Source organism: Burkholderia cepacia GG4, from assembly GCF_000292915.1.
In the GTDB taxonomy this organism is placed as follows: domain Bacteria; phylum Pseudomonadota; class Gammaproteobacteria; order Burkholderiales; family Burkholderiaceae; genus Burkholderia; species Burkholderia cepacia_D.
Window position 1 is genome coordinate 2,751,519 of the sequence record NC_018513.1, and the last position, 14,377, is coordinate 2,765,895.

Genomic DNA, 14,377 nt, shown 5'->3' on the forward strand with positions numbered 1-14,377 from the left:
TTTTCGCATCGAAGCGGCGCGCGGCATCTCCCGCGCGCCGCTGTCCGTTTCAGCGTCGCTTTCCGCGCTGCAGCCAGCCGTCGAGCAGGTCGGTCGTCAGCAAACCGCTGCGCGCCTCGCGTGTGCCATCGCGTCCGATCCACACGGTACGCGGCATTTCCCCCCGCCATCCTGCGTCGAGCGCCGCCCGCAGACGCTCGGGCATCGGCTCCGCGTTCGCGTACTGCGCAACCTGCGGCGGCAGGTTCATGTGCGCGAGCGCCTGCGCGATCGCCGCGCCGTTGTCATCGTAAGCATCCAGCGCGACCATCGCGAGTTGCACGTCCGGATGCCGGCGCTGCCACACAACGAGATGCGCGGCGTTCTCGCGACAGTAACCGCAGTCGAGCGACCAGATCTCGACCGCGAGCGGCCGTTCGTGCGCCGTCGCGTACAACTTCGCGACCTCCGCCGCGCGCAGCGGCTGCAGTTCGCCAGCCCACGCGGGCAGGCTGGTGAGCATCGCGCCGATCAACACCATCAGCCGTTTCATTGCGCGCCCTCCACGGGGATCAGCCGGTAGCCGTCGTTACGCGTTCGCCATGACAGGTAGATGCGGCCCGCATCGTCGAGCAGTTGCGGGTTGTCGCTCGCGCCCGCCGTCGTCGCGATCACGCGCGGCGCCGACCAGTGCTCGCCGCGATCGTCCGAGCGGCGCAGCTTGAGCTGCATCGTGTCGCCGTCGAACGCCTTCCATGCGAGCCAGACGACATCGCCGCGCGCGACGAGCGCGGCATGCGAGGCCTGCTCGGCCGGCACCGCCGGATTCGCGCCGAACGCCCACGGCGTAGCGCGCGGCTGGCCGTCGGCGCCGATGCGCGAATAGAACACGTCGGCACGGCCGTCGACGACACCGAACCAGGCGAGATGGCGCGTGCCGTCCGGCGTGATCGCGAGTGCCGGCCCGTGCTCGGGGCATGCCTCGACGTGCCAGTTCGAGAACGTCGCACGCACCGGCGCGACGGGAGCCGACGCCGCCACCGGCAGCACTGCCAGCGCATGATCGCGGATCTGCCCCGGGAACACGTTGCGCCACACGGCTTCGATGTGTCCGGCCGGATCGATCGCCATCGCGATGCGACAGCATTCGCACGTATGGTCCGTCACCTTGCGTTCGGGTTCGAACGATGCGCCACCGTCGCGCGACACCGCGTAGTAGACGGCCGCGCCTTCGTACGCCTGCCCCGCAGCCTTCGCCGCCACGAGATCGCGTTTGTCGATCCATGCGATCGCGATGTTGCCGGCGGGATCGACGGCCATCATGTCGAAGCGGTGCGTGATCGCCTGCCGGTCGCGATGCACGGTGACCGGCACGCTCCAGGTCGCGCCGCCGTCGAGCGAACGCGAGAAGCGCACCATGCCGGTGTACGGTGCATCGAGCGGCATCGACCACGACACGTACACCGCGCGGCCGTCCGGACTCGTCGCGAGTTTCGGCCGATTCTCCGCGCTCGTGTAGATCGGCTCGGGCATCGCGTTGACGGTCACGGGCGCGGACAGCGTGCGGCCCGCATCGTCGGAATGCGCGACGACGGCATGCGCGCCTTCGACCCATGCGACCCACAGCCGGTGCCGTGCATCGAACGTGGCGCCGGTCGCGAGCGGTTGCTTCTGTTGCGCCGGCGCGGCCTGCATGCTCATGTGCGCCGCATGCGGATCGACGGCCTTCGGCGCGTCGTGCGCGCCGGCGGGCGACAGCGCCGCGAGCCACAGCGCACAGCCTGCCGCGAACGATTTCACAGCGACCATTTCAGTTCTCCAAAGAAAGTGCGTCCCGGATACGGGTGGAACACGTAGTAGCGGCGGTCCGTCAGGTTGTCGATGCCGACCGACGCGCTCCAGTGACGGTCGTAGCGGTAGCGTGCCTTCAGGTCGACGACCGTGAAGGTGCTCGTGCCGCCGTACACGTCCGGATTCACGTCGCTGTTGTCGAGCGTGTTGAACTGGCGGCCCGAGTAGCGGACGCCGACGCTCGCGAGCCAGTGCTCGTCGAAGCGGTACGACGCGAGCAGGTTCGCGCGCATGCGCGGGATGCGCGGAAAGCGCGAGCCGACGTATGCGGGATTCGCGGCGTCGGCCAGGATCTGCGCATTGCTCGCCGATACGTTCGCGTCGATATCGAGCCCGCGCAGCCCGACGTTCTGGCCGCTGAATGCGAGTTCGACGCCGCGCACGCGCACCCGATCGACGTTCGAGATATTGGTGACGGTCGACGCCCCCGATAACGTCGTCTGGCTGTAGATCGAATCGCGCAGGTCGCTCTGGAACACGCTCGCACGCACGACGCCGACGCCCACGTCGCGTTCGGCCGTGAAGTCCCAGTCGATCGCCTTTTCAGGGCGCAGGTTCGGGTTGTTGTTGACGATCGCGTTGTTCGCGATCGTGCCCTGGAACAACTCGCCGACCGTCGGGAAGCGCGTGCCGGTCGCGAACGACAGCCGGAAGCGCCAGACATCCGTCGCGTCCCATTGCAGCGCGACTTTCGGCGACAGCGCGTTCGCGCCGCGATCAGCATAGCCGTGCGTGCCGCTCGCGTTGCCGAGCGCGCCGCCGTACGCATCCCAGCGCTCGTAGCGCAGGCCGAGCGTCGCGAGCCACCCGGGCGCGAAACGCCACGCGTCCTGCGCGAACAGCGCCTGCGTGCGCGTATCGCCCCGGTAGACGTTCGAGAGCGAGGTGCTCGGTCCGGCCAGCCAGTCGGCCGTGTTGTACGTGACGTTGCGCAGGAAATAGTTGTCGTAGTGATAGCCGAACGTGAACGTGTGGCCCTTCACTTCCGGTGCCTCGGCCTTCAGGTCGAGCGTGCGCCAGCCCGTGCCGTCGCCCTGGAACAGCGTGCCCGCACCGCCCCGCGCGGTCGACGCGGCGCGCAGCACGTCGCGCGACACGTCGTACGCGGACACCACGCCCGACAGCCGCCAGCCCGAATCGAGCCGGCCGTTCAGGCCGAGCGCGTACAGCCAGTTCTCCTGGTCGCCGCGCTGCGGCGCGAACGCACTCGGCGCGACGGTCACGTTCTGGCCGCCGATCGACACGTTGCCGCCGTAGACCGGATTGCCGGCCGCGTCGCGCAGGAAGGTTTCGCCGTGCTGCCGGAAGTGGTTCTCCCAATGCCCGAGCGTCAGCGTCGCGTCGACGTGGTCCGTGAACGCGTAGCCCATCCGGACCGTCTCGTTGATCTGCTCGGTCCGTTCGATGTTCTGCGCGCCGACGATCGTGCGCGGCTTGCCGTTGGGCCCGATGTCGGTAGCCGCGCCCGTCACGGGCACCGCGGCGCCGAGCTTCGGGTTGTAGGTGGAATTGGGGCTCGCATACTGCATCGGCTGACCGTCGTTCTCCAGCCGGTCGAGCGACAGCGCGAACCAGAATTTGCCGACGCGGTTCGCGATCCGCGCGGTCTGGTGATTGCCGCCGAAGCTGTCCGCAAACCCGTAGCCGTCGTGATAGCGCTGCGTGAAGAACTGCGTCGACAGCGACGCCTCGAGTTTTTCGGGGCGTCGCGTGGTCAACAGCACGGTCGAGCCAATCGAGTTGCCGGGATACAGCGCGGAAAAGGGGCCATACAGCACGTCGACGCGCGCGATATCGTCGGGTGCAATCAGCGACCAGCGCGGCGGGTACGCATAGCTCGAGCCGAGCAGGTTCGACAGCAGCACGCCGTCGGCGTAAACGACCCCGCGCGCGCTCTGCAGTTCGTTGAAGTCGCGGCCGGCGAACACGCTGTTGCGGTCACCGATGTAGCGCTTGCGGACCATCAGGTTCGGCGCGTACTTCAGCGCGTCCTCGGTGGTGACGTTGGTGTGCGTGTCGATCTGCTCGCGCGTGATCGACTCGACGACAGCCGGCGTATCCGGATCGACGGGCTGCCGCTGCGCGGTGACGCTGACGGCGGTCAGCGTGTTGCCGGTCGGCGCGGGCACGACCGTGGCGACTGATGCTGTGCTGCCGGCCGGGTGCCCGGCGTTGCCCGGCACCGGATCGGCGGGCGCGCCGTCAAGCGCGGCCGCCTGCGCAGCCGGCCAGGCAAAAGCGGCTGCGCAGGCGAGCGCGAGCCGACCGCGCGACGGCCGCGCGGCGAAGGTATTCGACATGGATGCATTCCTGAAAACGTGACCGGACACCGCCGGACGCGAGCCGACGCGCCGCGCACGGACGGCGCGGCGCGCGGACCGGGCCGCGGGCGGTACGCGCGCCACCGGGGCGCGCGGACGATATCAATCAGATCGGGACGTTTTCAGGCGGACCGCGCGGCTGCGCGAGGCGGATGCCCTTGCGGGGGAAATCGGGAACGGCCGGGGCAACTGCCCGGTACGCGAAGGCACGCACGAAACCCGGCAACGCGGGCAGGCTCGTGCCGAGCGCGACGTTCGCGGCGAAGCCGGGACAGTACACGCAGTGCGGCACGCCGGCATGGTCGAACGACGACGTGCGATGGTCGTCGCCGGACTGCGCGAGCACGACCTGGCGGGCGCCTGCCGCACTGCACAACTCGAGCGTGAGCTCGCCGGAACCGCTCGACGCGAGACGCGCGTAGCCGACGACGGGCGACAGTACGTTCAGTACCAGCGCCAGCCATACGAGGCCAATCCATCGCGTCGTTCGTTTCATCGCGGTCCAGGAAAAAGTGCGCGCAAGTATAACAAGGGGCCCGATTGTTGCCGATCGTGCCGGAGCAATAGTCGGCATTGCGGCGCGCGCAGCAGCGCATGTGCCGTTAATACAACAGAGACAAAATCTAACGATTCGCCACTGGCATAAATCCAAGCGCGAGGTTGATAATTATTGAACTTGTTGGAGAAACGACCATGGACGAAAGACCAACCCGCATGCCCCCGCCCGAGCAAGTGATGAGCCCGGATCCGGAACCCGTCGGCGTGGAATTCCTCGCCGAATTGCCCGAGCACGTCCGGGCATTCTTCGACGAGCAGCACAAGCTGTACTCGCCGAAGTGAACCTACGTTCCGTTCTGTAACCGCCACGTGTCGATCGTTACCGTGCGGTTCATCGCTGCGTTTTCGGCGCAGATCGCTTCGCACCCGGGCTGCAATGGCCTGACGGTGCCGGATCAGCTCGTCCGCTGATTCTTCTGTCGCGTCGTTCCGCCGCGCGACTGTCTTCGTCTATCCTTCTGGTTTTCCACCTCCGGCCCGCCCGGCTCTCCCGATCGTTCCGATGAAGCAAGCCATTCGTGCCAGCGTCGCTGTCGCCGCGCTCTGCGCCGCCCTGATTTCTTCGCCGCACATCGCCCGCGCAGACGGCGACGACACCGCGCTCACCAATCTCGTCGCGCTCGCGTCGCAGCGGCTCGCGCTTGCCGAACCCGTCGCGCGATGGAAATGGGCCAACCACCAGGCGATCGAGGACCGGCCGCGCGAAGCGCAGCTGCTCGCGTCGGTAGAACAGCGCGCGGGACAGGCCGGCGTGGATCCCGCGTTCGCGCGGACGTTCTTCGAGGACCAGATCGCCGCGAGCAAGGAAGTGCAGAACGCGCTTTTTGCGACCTGGCGCGCGACGCGGCCGCCCGAAGGCGCGCCGCCCGACCTCGCGACCAGCACGCGGCCGGCGCTCGACCGGATCACGCAGAAGATGCTGGCCGGCCTCGCGCAAGTCGCGCCGTTACGCGACGCGCCCGATTGCCAGGCGCGGCTCGCACGCAGCATCGCGAACTGGAAGACGCTCACCCGTTACGATCCCACCCAGACGCAGGCGCTCGGCACCGCGCTGTCGCACGTCTGCTCCGCCGGCGGCGCAAGCGCGATCGGCTGACGACACACGGCTATTGCGCGCCGCGTCGCTCGGCGCTCAGTCGGCAGGCGTGAGCGCCGCGAGCGGAATCAACTGCAGACCGCGTGCGAGCTGGGTCTGCAGCAGGCGATGGGTATGGGGCTCGAACGCGCCGTCCGTGCCGTCGGCCGCGAGCCGCACGGCCGCGTCGAGGGACTCGGCTGCACCGAGGTAGCACCAGCCGTCGATCACATGAAACAGGCGACGCTCGCCGCTCGCTTCGAACGCGACCGCGCCGTCGAACGGCCAGGGCGCATTGCCCGCACGGGCGGAATCGGCTGCGGGCCGCCGGTTGAATGACGGACGCAGGCGGGCGATCCACTGCGCTTCGGCGAGCATCGCGCCCAGCTCGTTGCCGGTCTCGCGCCATTCGACACGCCGCACCTGCTGCGCAATGCGCATTTCCTTCGACGAGCGCCGCTCGCCGGTCAGCAGCGAACGCAAGCGCTGCCGCACGCGCACGCTGCGGCCGACGTAAAGCGCTTCGTCGCCCTCCCCGAACAGCGCGTACACACCGCATCCGGCGGGCGCGGTATCGAGCCACGCCTCGGTCAGGTCGCCCGAGAGACGGAAATGGCGCGTCGTGCGCGCGATCTGGTCGCGCAGACGCTCGAGCGGCACGATCTCGTGCAGCTGCCGCCAGAACTGCCAGAGGAGATCGGCATCCGCGAGCGCCCGGTGCCGGGCGGCAGGGACGAGGCCGTGCCGCTCGATCAGCGCATCGAGGCCGTGCCGCGACTCGCGCGGAAACAGCGCGCGCGACAGCCGCACCGTGCAAAGCACATCGGGATTGAACGCAATGCCGGCGCGCTCGAATTCGGCACGCAGGAAGCCCCGGTCGAAGCTCGCGTTGTGCGCGACGAACAGCTTGCCGTCGAGGCGCTCGAACAGCGCGGGCGCGAGCGACGCAAACGACGGCGCGTCGCGCACCATCGCATCCGAAATGCCCGTCAGCTGCTCGATGAACGGCGGAATCGACTGTCCCGGATTGACGAGCGTCGTCCAGGTCGATACGCCGAGCGGGCCGATTTCGACCACGCCGATTTCGGTGATGCGGTGTTCGGCGGACGAGCCGCCGGTGGTTTCAAGGTCGACGAAAACGAGCGGCTGTTCGCTTGCAGGATCGGACGGACGGGAATCGGACATGAAAGGACAGGGAAACGATGCTTCCGTGAGTATGCACCGGCATGCGTGTTCGCGGCCAGCCCGGACCGGTCTCGATGCGCCGGACGCCTATTTTCGTTCCCAAAAAAGCAAAAAGCCCCCGCGAAGCGGGGGCCGGACGTGATCGGCAATGCGTGGCGCGTCAGGCCGCCTGGATATTCGCTGCCTGCTTGCCTTTCGGCCCGACTTTCACGTCGAAGGAAACGCGCTGGTTTTCCTTCAGCGTTTTGAAGCCGTCCATCCGGATTTCGGAAAAATGCGCAAACAAATCTTCGCCGCCATTATCGGACGTAATAAAACCGAAACCCTTAGCATCGTTAAACCATTTTACGATACCGGTATCCATACCTTCGTTCCCCACTCGTTTAGATCAAAAAAGCTACCGTTTATAGCCGCTTCCCGAAATCCCGCAACATCGCGCCGACACTCCCCCCAGCGCTCCGCCCGGGGACGGAGTGCTGACTTTATAAATTGGACAATCCGGGTGCGTCAAGAGAATTTTTGGCGCCCTGTTTATCAAAAAAACGTCAATACCAATGGAATCGGTACACCATCGGTTTTCATTAATTGATTCACATCAAAAACCTGTCAATATTACCGGGAGCAGATCACTGATAATCCCGACCGCGAAAAACCTACCGGGGACAAATCCAGCCGGTAAATTCCTCGGGTTTTTTCCGGGTTGCGGAAAACGGGGGACGTTGCGATGCTGGTGTAACGCGATGGAAGGAGAGCGTCATGTGGCTGGACGGAATCAAGCGCTTCGCGAGCCGGCTCACGCGCGTACGCCGCAAGTCCCGCGCGCTGGCCGAGCCCGCCGGTGAAACGCCATGCGACACCGAATTCGACCCGACCTGGCATGGCGACCATTGGCAGAACCTGCTGGCGTCGCCGCTGGACGCGCGTCACTACGTGATGGAAGACTGGACGTACACACCGCCACCGACCGAAGCCGACGACACGGAGCCGACACGCAAGCGCAAGCGTAAGCGGCGCTCGTACACGCAATAGGGATCCGGTGACGGGACAAAAAAAAAGCGCGACTGGGAAGTCGCGCCGACAAAGGTTTGGAGATCTTTTCCGTCAACGAAAAAGTCTGCTTCGGAAAGCAGAGATTGGAGTATAGCGAGAGAACATCCTTTCATTATCCATGCTCCACACAAACCTCTATTGCCGATGTGTCAATAATCGCGCTAGTACCGCTCTCCCCCGCCCCTGATCGCCTGTCGCGATCGCGCAACGCCCATTACGGATTCGTGTTTGCCCGTTCCGCTTGCTGCGCTGCCACAAGGCCTTGATGGCAACGGCTCTCGGCGCATTCGCTCGCTGTCGCGTGAGCCCGGATTCAGGATCGGCCAAAGCAGCTTCCTTCTCCGTCCGGTCCAATCCATACACCGCGAAGGGATATCCGATGAAGGCGCCCCTGCCCCGCGCCGCGGCCCGTGCCCGCAGCAGGCCCGATCGCCATCATCCCGGCCTGCAGACAGATCATGAAAAGGACCCTGATCGTCACCGCGTGGGCCGACGTGTTTGCGACTGCCGCCCATGCGCAATGCAGCGTCACGCTGTACGGCCTGATCGATGCCGGCATCACGTACCCGAACAATCAGGGCCGGCATGCGCATGACAGGAGACGAGCGGCCCGATCAACGGCAGCCGCTGGGGCATTCGCCGGTACCGACGATCTCGGCGGCGGCCTGAAAGCGATCTTCACGCCGGAAAGCGGCTTCGGGATCAACAACGGCTCGCTCAAGCATCATGACGAAGCGCCCCACCCGGGGCGCTTGTTCGTGACGGCGACGCGTTGCGTCGATGCGAGGCTACAGGCTCACGCGTTGCGCGACGCCGGATAACGGACGTCAAGCACGTCGATCGGCTGCGGGCCGGCCGGCGTCATCAGCGTGACGGTGTCGCCGATCTTCGCCTTGATGAGCGCCCGCGCGACCGGCGAGATCCAGCTGACGCAGCCGTGGTCGAGATCGACCTCGTCGATCCCGACGATCGTGATCGTGTGATCCTCGCCGTCCGGCGTCGCGTAATCGACGGTCGCGCCGAAGAACACCTGGTCGACGTTCTCCTGCCGGCTCGCGTCGACAACTTCGGCGAGATCGAGCCGCTTCGTCAGGAAGCGGATGCGACGATCGATCTCGCGCAACCGCCGCTTGCCGTAGATGTAGTCGCCATTCTCCGACCGGTCGCCGTTCGACGCGGCCCACGACACGAGCCGCACGACCTCGGGACGCTCGACGTCGATCAGGCTCAGGAGCTCGTCCCTGAGCCGCTTGTGGCCGGCCGGCGTGATGTAGTTCTTCGCGCCCGCGGGAATCGCGGGTTGAGCCTGGTCGAGATCGTCGTCGCCGTCCGACTCTTTGACAAACGCCTTGTTCATGATGCAGATTCAATACAGGGATGACTGATGCTTCAAGAGTACACGAAGGGCGGCCCGGTAAGGCCGCGTCGCATATTTTGCGAATAAGGCTTCCCTTTTCAAACAACCCTGCTATAATCCCTCTTCTGCGTGCGGCTGTAGCTCAGTTGGATAGAGTACTTGGCTACGAACCAAGGGGTCGTGGGTTCGAATCCTGCCAGCCGCGCCACCTTTTTCGAGGGCCTTCGGAACCGAAGGCCCTTTCAGTTCAAAGTAGTGTTGTTTTTGCGTGCGGCTGTAGCTCAGTTGGATAGAGTACTTGGCTACGAACCAAGGGGTCGTGGGTTCGAATCCTGCCAGCCGCGCCACCTTTTTGGGGACCTTCCCACCGTAGAAGGTTCCGACAGTTGAAGTAGTACCGCTTTGCGTGCGGCTGTAGCTCAGTTGGATAGAGTACTTGGCTACGAACCAAGGGGTCGTGGGTTCGAATCCTGCCAGCCGCGCCACCTCAGAAGGGCCTTCCTCCGGGAAGGCCCTTTTTTCTTTTCCACTCCCCTCTTCTCGCTGACCACCTGACCACGTCTCCCGCTCGACGCGAGACGGGCCGCCCCGGCACGAGCCCGTCGCCTACGTCACCAACGAAAACGGCGGCCCATGGCCGCCGTCGTATCCCGCTGCAAGGCAACGCGACGCGTCAGTAATCCTGCCGCTCGCGCTCGATGCGCATGCCGCCGTCGTGACGCGCATGCGCACCGTCGTCGGTGGAGCGTTCGCGCATGATCCGCATCACGTCCGGATTGGTCCGCACGCGCCGCATCACGTTCGCGAGATGCACGCGATCGCTGACCTGGATCACGAAGCGCAGCACCGTCGATTCGTGCGTCAGATCCTCGTCCATCGCAATGTGAACGATGTTCGCGTCGGCCGACGTGATGTCTGCCGCGACGCGCGCGAAGATGCCCTTCGTGTTCTTCACGAGTGCCTTCACCGCGACATCGAACAGGCGGCCCGGCTGCGGCGCCCATTCGACGTCGATCCAGCGGCCCGGATCGCGGCGATGGATGCGCTGCGCGACACGGCAATCGGTCGTATGAATCGCCATCCCGAGGCCGATGCCGATATAGCCCATGATCGCGTCGCCCGGAATCGGCCGGCAGCATGCCGACAGTTGCACGGACATCCCCTCGGTGCCGGTAATCACGACCGGCGGCGCATTGTGCGCGGGATGCCGCTCGGACTTCGGCAGGTCGTCGTCCGCATCGCGGCCGCTCATCAACACCTCGATGCGCTTGGCCATCACCGCGGCGACGCGGCGGCCGAGGCCGATGTCCGCGAAGATTTCCTGGCGGCTCTTGTTGCCCGTCCACTGCACGAGCTTCTCCCACACTTCCGGCGCAACATCGGCCAGCGCGAGGCCATAGCCCTTCAGGCTTTGGTCGACAAGCCGCTCGCCGAGCTGCACGGACTCGTTCAGGCGCATCGTCTTCAGGTAGTGACGAATCGCCGAACGCGCCTTGCCGGTGCGCACGAAACCGAGCCACGCGGGGTTCGGCTTCGAATACGGCGCGGTGATCACCTCGACGATGTCGCCGCTCTTCAGCTCGGTACGCAGCGGCAGCAACTCGTTGTTGATCTTCACGGCCACGCACTGGTTGCCGAGATCGCTGTGGATCGAATACGCGAAATCGAGCGCCGTCGCGCCGCGCGGCAGCGCCATGATCTTCGACTTCGGCGTGAACACGTAGACCGCGTCCGGGAACAGGTCGATCTTCACGTGCTCGAGGAATTCGCTCGAATCGCCGGCTTCGCTCTGGATGTCGAGCAGCGACTTCAGCCACTGGTGCGCGCGCTTCTGCACGTCGTTCAGGTCCGCGCCGCCGTTCTTGTACAGCCAGTGCGCGGCCACGCCGGCCTCGGCGATCTCGTGCATCTTGCGCGTGCGCACCTGGAACTCGATCGGCGCGCCGAACGGGCCGACGAGCGTCGTGTGCAGCGACTGGTAGCCGTTGATCTTCGGAATCGCGATGTAGTCCTTGAACTTGCCGGGCACGGGCTTGTACAGCGAGTGCAGCGCGCCGATGCACGTGTAGCAGTCGAGCGGGCTCTCGACGACGACGCGAAAGCCGTACACGTCGAGCACCTGCGAGAACGACAGCTGCTTGTCGCGCATCTTGCGATAGATGCTGTAGATCGTCTTTTCGCGGCCGGTGATCTCGGCGTCGATCTTCGCGTCGGTCATCGCGCGCTGCGCGGACTCGAGGATCTTGCTGATCACTTCGCGGCGGTTGCCGCGCGCGGCCTTCACGGCCTTCTCGAGCGTCGCGTAGCGATGCGGGTTGAAGTTCGCGAAGCTCATGTCCTGCAGCTCGCGATACGTGTTGTTCAACCCGAGGCGGTGCGCGATCGGCGCATAGATGTCGAGCGTCTCGCGTGCGACGCGGCGGCGCTTTTCCATCGGCACCGCGCCGAGCGTGCGCATGTTGTGCAGACGGTCGGCGAGCTTGACGAGAATGACGCGCACGTCGCGCGCCATCGCGAGCAGCATCTTGCGGAAGTTTTCCGCCTGCGCTTCCTCGCGGCTGCGGAACTCCATCTTGTCGAGTTTCGACAGGCCGTCGACCAGTTCGGCGACCTTCGGGCCGAACCGCTCGGCCAGCTCGCTCTTGGTCACGCCCTGGTCTTCCATCACGTCGTGCAGCAGCGCGGCCATCACGGCCTGCGCGTCGAGCTTCCAGCCGGCGCAGATTTCCGCGACGGCGACGGGATGGGTGATGTAGGGCTCGCCGCTCTGGCGATATTGACCGAGGTGGGCTTCGTCGCCGAAGTGGAACGCCGCCTTGACCTCTTTGATTTCCTCCGGAGCGAGATACTCGGCAAGCGTGGCCGTCAGTTTCGCGATCGAAACGACGCCGTGCTTGCGCGGCTGCTCCGGTGTGGCGGTCGGCCCGAACAGGTGCCGGAAGGACTGTTCGAGGACCGCGTCGATGTACTGGCGCGCAGGCGACTGGGCCGTGGCTTCGGTGGTCGAATCCGCGGAGGCGGACGATGGGGTGGTGCTCATATTCGCCTCCAGGTCGAGTCGTTGCGCGCGTGGACTACATGGCTGGAACGGGCCGGATGCGCGTTACACCGGCACCTTCTTCAGCATCTCGACGCCGACCTGGCCGGCGGCGATTTCGCGCAGCGCGACGACGGTCGGCTTGTCGCGGCTCTCGATCTTCGGCGTATGGCCTTGCGCGAGCTGCCGCGCGCGGTAGGTGGCGGCGAGCGCCAGTTCGAAGCGGTTGGGGATTTGCTTCAGGCAGTCTTCGACGGTAATGCGAGCCATGTTGGAAATTCCTTCTGAATATAGTCCTTATTCTACCTTATGTCCCTCTACCCCCGCGTCATTCCGCGTGGGGCAGATGGATCCCGAGCTCGATGAACAGCTCCGCGTGTCGCGCGTACTGCGAAGCAAAGCGCAGGCGCGTGGCCGCGACGATGCATTCGAGCTCGGCCAGCGCACGATCGAAATTCTCGTTGATCACGACGTATTCCGCTTCGGACGCGTGCGCCATCTCGCTGCCCGCGGCGAGCAGGCGTCGCGTGATCACGTTCGGCTCGTCCTGGCCGCGCTTCTTCAGACGTTCCTCGAGTGCGTCGAGCGACGGCGGCAGAATGAAGATGCCGACCGCGTTGCGGAACTGCTTCTTCACCTGCTGCGCGCCCTGCCAGTCGATCTCGAGCAGCACGTCGTGGCCGCTCATCATCTGCTCTTCGATCCAGACGCGCGACGTGCCGTAGTAGTTGCCGTGCACTTCCGCGCTCTCGAGGAATTCGTGCGCGGCGTGGCGCGTACGGAAATCCTCGACGGTCGTGAAGTGGTAATGCTGGCCGTCCTGCTCGCCCGGGCGCGGCTTGCGCGTCGTGTACGAAATCGACAGACAGATGTCGCTGTCCTTCGACAGCAGCGCATTCACGAGCGTCGACTTGCCGGCGCCCGACGGCGCGATGACCATGAACAGGTTGCCGGGATAGACGCCGCCGTGCAGCGAATGCGACGCGTGGCCGTCGCGAGGGGATTCGGTCATGTTGCTTTACTCCAGGTTTTGCACTTGCTCGCGCATCTGCTCGATCAACAGCTTGAGCGCCATCGATGCGTCGGCCAGTTCCTTCGCCGCCGCCTTCGAGCCGAGCGTGTTCGCTTCGCGATTCAGTTCCTGCATCATGAAGTCGAGACGCTTGCCGACGCGGCCGCCCTTCTCGATCACGTGACGCGTTTCGTTCAGGTGCGCGGTGAGTCGCGACAGCTCTTCCGCGATGTCGATCCGGATGCCGTACATCGTCACTTCCTGACGAATGCGTTCCGCGGCTTCCTCGCGCGTGACGATCGGCGCGCTGCCTTCGGGCGCCGCGATGCCGAGCGCTTCCTGCAGCCGCTCGACGATCTTCTGCTGATGCTTCGCGATCAGCTCCGGCACGAGCGGCGTGATGCGCGCGACGATCGCTTCCATCTCGGTGACGTTCGACAGCAGCATCGTCGCAAGCTGCGCGCCTTCGCGCGAACGCACGACGACGAGCTCGCCGATCGCTTCCTTGCCGCATGCGAGCACCGCGTCGCGGATCGCTTCCGCCGACACGCCGCTCTCGGCGAGCACGCCGGGCCAGCGCAGGATCTCGCCCGCACGCAGGCGGCCGACACCCGGGAACGAGTCGAGCACCGAGCGTTCGAGCTCGGCGAGCTGGCCGAGCGCCGACTGGTTCAGCGCGCCCGCGCCGATGCTCTGCTCGCCGCGCTGCAGGTTGATGCGCACGTCGACCTTGCCGCGCGACAGCTTGTTCATCAGCATTTCGCGCAACGCGGGTTCGCACGCGCGCACGTCGTCCGGCATGCGGAAATTCAGGTCGAGGAAGCGCGAGTTCACGGTGCGCAGTTCGACCGACACGCTGGTGCCGCCGTTGCCGGTGGCCGTCGCGAGTTCGCGCGTCGCACTCGCGTAGCCCGTCATGCTGTAGATCATGGTTCGTCTCGCCGTCTGGATG

Annotated in this window: 15 protein-coding genes and 3 tRNA genes; 7 read left to right on the forward strand and 11 right to left on the reverse strand. The window is 65.6% G+C overall.

Translation table 11 applies throughout. The features are described from left to right. Positions 1-49: 49 nt before the first annotated feature. The 4 genes from GEM_RS12505 to GEM_RS12520 all read right to left on the reverse strand — a co-directional run bounded on the left by GEM_RS12505 (position 50) and on the right by GEM_RS12520 (position 4,647). Entirely contained in the window at positions 50-532 is a 483-nt protein-coding gene (locus GEM_RS12505; RefSeq protein WP_014897764.1) for a thiol-disulfide isomerase, read from the reverse strand. Continuing rightward, positions 529-1,788, reverse strand: a complete 1,260-nt coding sequence (locus GEM_RS12510) for a sialidase family protein (RefSeq protein WP_014897765.1) — start codon at positions 1,786-1,788, stop codon at positions 529-531. The genes GEM_RS12505 and GEM_RS12510 overlap by 4 nt, the downstream gene beginning before the upstream one ends. Beyond that, positions 1,776-4,130, reverse strand: coding sequence for a TonB-dependent receptor (locus GEM_RS12515; protein WP_014897766.1), 2,355 nt, complete (start codon positions 4,128-4,130; stop codon positions 1,776-1,778). Before GEM_RS12515 ends, GEM_RS12510 begins: the two co-directional genes overlap by 13 nt. A 127-nt stretch (positions 4,131-4,257) precedes the next feature. Then, the gene (locus GEM_RS12520; RefSeq protein ID WP_014897767.1) at positions 4,258-4,647 is read right to left on the reverse strand and encodes a DUF2946 domain-containing protein; all 390 of its coding nucleotides are present in this window, start codon (positions 4,645-4,647) and stop codon (positions 4,258-4,260) included. A 197-nt stretch (positions 4,648-4,844) separates the two neighbouring features. Between GEM_RS12520 and GEM_RS31835 the strand changes: the two genes are divergently transcribed. Both GEM_RS31835 and GEM_RS12530 read left to right on the forward strand, forming a co-directional pair. Further along, the gene (locus GEM_RS31835) at positions 4,845-4,991 is read left to right on the forward strand and encodes a hypothetical protein (protein WP_009690993.1); all 147 of its coding nucleotides are present in this window, start codon (positions 4,845-4,847) and stop codon (positions 4,989-4,991) included. A gap of 220 nt (positions 4,992-5,211) precedes the next feature. Next, on the forward strand, positions 5,212-5,805 hold the full coding sequence (locus GEM_RS12530; RefSeq protein WP_014897768.1) for a chorismate mutase: 594 nt from the start codon (positions 5,212-5,214) through the stop codon (positions 5,803-5,805). Between the two features lie 36 nt (positions 5,806-5,841). Here GEM_RS12530 and GEM_RS12535 read toward each other — a convergent pair whose 3' ends face one another. Together GEM_RS12535 and GEM_RS12540 are read right to left on the reverse strand one after the other, a co-directional pair. Beyond that, a complete protein-coding gene (locus GEM_RS12535; protein ID WP_014897769.1) occupies positions 5,842-6,969 on the reverse strand; it encodes an exonuclease domain-containing protein in 1,128 nt (375 codons plus the stop codon). A 160-nt stretch (positions 6,970-7,129) separates the two neighbouring features. Next, positions 7,130-7,333 carry a cold-shock protein gene (locus GEM_RS12540; RefSeq protein ID WP_014897770.1) on the reverse strand — a complete coding sequence of 68 codons (204 nt, stop codon included), beginning with the start codon at positions 7,331-7,333 and terminating at the stop codon, positions 7,130-7,132. 392 nt (positions 7,334-7,725) lie between these two features. On the opposite strand from GEM_RS12540, the gene GEM_RS12545 reads away from it, so the two are divergent. Both GEM_RS12545 and GEM_RS12550 read left to right on the forward strand, forming a co-directional pair. After that, entirely contained in the window at positions 7,726-7,998 is a 273-nt protein-coding gene (locus GEM_RS12545; protein WP_014897771.1) for a hypothetical protein, read from the forward strand. 431 nt (positions 7,999-8,429) lie between these two features. Further along, a complete protein-coding gene (locus tag GEM_RS12550; protein WP_272148350.1) occupies positions 8,430-8,840 on the forward strand; it encodes a porin in 411 nt (136 codons plus the stop codon). Here the strand turns inward: GEM_RS12550 and greB are convergent. Continuing rightward, entirely contained in the window at positions 8,816-9,376 is a 561-nt protein-coding gene (gene greB, locus GEM_RS12555; RefSeq protein WP_014897773.1) for a transcription elongation factor GreB, read from the reverse strand. The two genes, GEM_RS12550 and greB, sit on opposite strands and share 25 nt — an antisense overlap. 131 nt (positions 9,377-9,507) lie before the next feature. Here greB and GEM_RS12560 point away from each other — a divergent pair. The 3 genes from GEM_RS12560 (at position 9,508) to GEM_RS12570 (ending at position 9,861) form a co-directional block, all read left to right on the forward strand. Beyond that, positions 9,508-9,584, forward strand: a tRNA-Arg gene (locus GEM_RS12560). Positions 9,585-9,646: 62 nt separating this feature from the next. Further along, a tRNA-Arg gene (locus GEM_RS12565) sits at positions 9,647-9,723 on the forward strand. A 61-nt stretch (positions 9,724-9,784) separates the two neighbouring features. Next, a tRNA-Arg gene (locus tag GEM_RS12570) sits at positions 9,785-9,861 on the forward strand. 188 nt (positions 9,862-10,049) lie between these two features. Here the strand turns inward: GEM_RS12570 and GEM_RS12575 are convergent. The 4 genes from GEM_RS12575 to GEM_RS12590 all read right to left on the reverse strand — a co-directional run bounded on the left by GEM_RS12575 (position 10,050) and on the right by GEM_RS12590 (position 14,355). After that, complete coding sequence (locus GEM_RS12575; RefSeq protein WP_014897774.1) at positions 10,050-12,416, reverse strand: RelA/SpoT family protein; 2,367 nt, start codon at positions 12,414-12,416, stop codon at positions 10,050-10,052. A 63-nt stretch (positions 12,417-12,479) separates the two neighbouring features. Beyond that, on the reverse strand, positions 12,480-12,683 hold the full coding sequence (gene rpoZ, locus GEM_RS12580; RefSeq protein ID WP_006025620.1) for a DNA-directed RNA polymerase subunit omega: 204 nt from the start codon (positions 12,681-12,683) through the stop codon (positions 12,480-12,482). A gap of 58 nt (positions 12,684-12,741) precedes the next feature. Then, complete coding sequence (gmk, locus tag GEM_RS12585; RefSeq protein ID WP_014897775.1) at positions 12,742-13,425, reverse strand: guanylate kinase; 684 nt, start codon at positions 13,423-13,425, stop codon at positions 12,742-12,744. Between the two features lie 6 nt (positions 13,426-13,431). Continuing rightward, positions 13,432-14,355 carry a YicC/YloC family endoribonuclease gene (locus GEM_RS12590; RefSeq protein ID WP_014897776.1) on the reverse strand — a complete coding sequence of 308 codons (924 nt, stop codon included), beginning with the start codon at positions 14,353-14,355 and terminating at the stop codon, positions 13,432-13,434. Positions 14,356-14,377 lie beyond the last annotated feature (22 nt).

Excerpts from the sequence above, each read along its gene's own strand:
- GEM_RS12520 (WP_014897767.1), bottom strand. The coding sequence starts at position 4,647 with ATGAAACGAACGACGCGATGGATTGGCCTCGTATGGCTGGCGCTGGTA.
- GEM_RS12545 (WP_014897771.1), top strand. The coding sequence starts at position 7,726 with ATGTGGCTGGACGGAATCAAGCGCTTCGCGAGCCGGCTCACGCGCGTA.
- GEM_RS12535 (WP_014897769.1), bottom strand. The coding sequence starts at position 6,969 with ATGTCCGATTCCCGTCCGTCCGATCCTGCAAGCGAACAGCCGCTCGTT.
- GEM_RS12510 (WP_014897765.1), bottom strand. The coding sequence starts at position 1,788 with ATGGTCGCTGTGAAATCGTTCGCGGCAGGCTGTGCGCTGTGGCTCGCG.
- GEM_RS12505 (WP_014897764.1), bottom strand. The coding sequence starts at position 532 with ATGAAACGGCTGATGGTGTTGATCGGCGCGATGCTCACCAGCCTGCCC.
- GEM_RS12540 (WP_014897770.1), bottom strand. The coding sequence starts at position 7,333 with ATGGATACCGGTATCGTAAAATGGTTTAACGATGCTAAGGGTTTCGGT.
- gmk (WP_014897775.1), bottom strand. The coding sequence starts at position 13,425 with ATGACCGAATCCCCTCGCGACGGCCACGCGTCGCATTCGCTGCACGGC.
- GEM_RS12575 (WP_014897774.1), bottom strand. The coding sequence starts at position 12,416 with ATGAGCACCACCCCATCGTCCGCCTCCGCGGATTCGACCACCGAAGCC.
- greB (WP_014897773.1), bottom strand. The coding sequence starts at position 9,376 with ATGAACAAGGCGTTTGTCAAAGAGTCGGACGGCGACGACGATCTCGAC.
- GEM_RS12590 (WP_014897776.1), bottom strand. The coding sequence starts at position 14,355 with ATGATCTACAGCATGACGGGCTACGCGAGTGCGACGCGCGAACTCGCG.
- GEM_RS12515 (WP_014897766.1), bottom strand. The coding sequence starts at position 4,130 with ATGTCGAATACCTTCGCCGCGCGGCCGTCGCGCGGTCGGCTCGCGCTC.
- rpoZ (WP_006025620.1), bottom strand. The coding sequence starts at position 12,683 with ATGGCTCGCATTACCGTCGAAGACTGCCTGAAGCAAATCCCCAACCGC.
- GEM_RS31835 (WP_009690993.1), top strand. The coding sequence starts at position 4,845 with ATGGACGAAAGACCAACCCGCATGCCCCCGCCCGAGCAAGTGATGAGC.
- GEM_RS12530 (WP_014897768.1), top strand. The coding sequence starts at position 5,212 with ATGAAGCAAGCCATTCGTGCCAGCGTCGCTGTCGCCGCGCTCTGCGCC.